Consider the following 791-nt stretch of genomic DNA (forward strand, 5'->3'; position numbering starts at 1 on the left):
CCGCCGCGCATTACGATTACGCGGTCGGACATGCCGAGGATCTCAGGCATTTCCGAAGATACCATGATAACGCACTTGCCCTGCTTGACAAGGCTGTTCATTACATTGTACACCTCGACCTTTGCGCCGACGTCGATACCACGGGTCGGTTCGTCAAAGATAAAGATCTCTGCATCCGTGTTGACCCACTTGCCGATTACGACCTTCTGCTGGTTACCACCGGACAGCTGGCCTACGATCTCGTCGATCGACGGGGTCTTGATGCGCAGCGACGCAATGTTCTGCTCGCCTGCCTCGAGAATCTTCTTTTCGTTCAGGAACAAGCCCGAAGAGAAGCCCTTCATGTTAGCAAGAATCAGGTTGGTGCGAATGGTCTGAGCCAGTACCAGACCCTGTCCCTTACGGTCCTCGGTGAGGAACGCGATGCCATGCTTGATAGCCTGACGCGGAGACTTAATCGATACTTCCTTGCCCTTGATCTTGATCTTGCCGCTGTCGATCGGATCTGCGCCGAAAATCGCGCGCATAATCTCGGTACGGCCGGCGCCGACCAGACCTGCAAAGCCCAGAATCTGTCCGCCGTATGCCTTGAAGGATACATTGTTCAGGACGCCTGCCTCAACAGCGCTGTCAACCTCAAGCATCGGCTCCTTGGACTTGGTGCCGAATTCCTTCGGGAACTGATTATCCAGCGAACGACCTACCATTGCGGTGATCAGGGAGTCATTATCCCACTGATCGATCGGCTTGGTTGCGATGAACTCACCGTCACGGATAACCTCAACGCGGTC

General features: G+C 54.9%; 1 protein-coding gene. It reads right to left on the reverse strand.

Going from position 1 to position 791, the window contains the following annotated elements:
• Positions 1-791, reverse strand: a 791-nt coding sequence (locus IEY11_RS14580; RefSeq protein ID WP_188886904.1) for an ATP-binding cassette domain-containing protein, incomplete at both ends; no start/stop codon positions are given.

Source organism: Butyricicoccus faecihominis (assembly GCF_014648015.1).
Classification (GTDB): Bacteria; Bacillota; Clostridia; order Oscillospirales; family Butyricicoccaceae; genus Agathobaculum; species Agathobaculum butyriciproducens.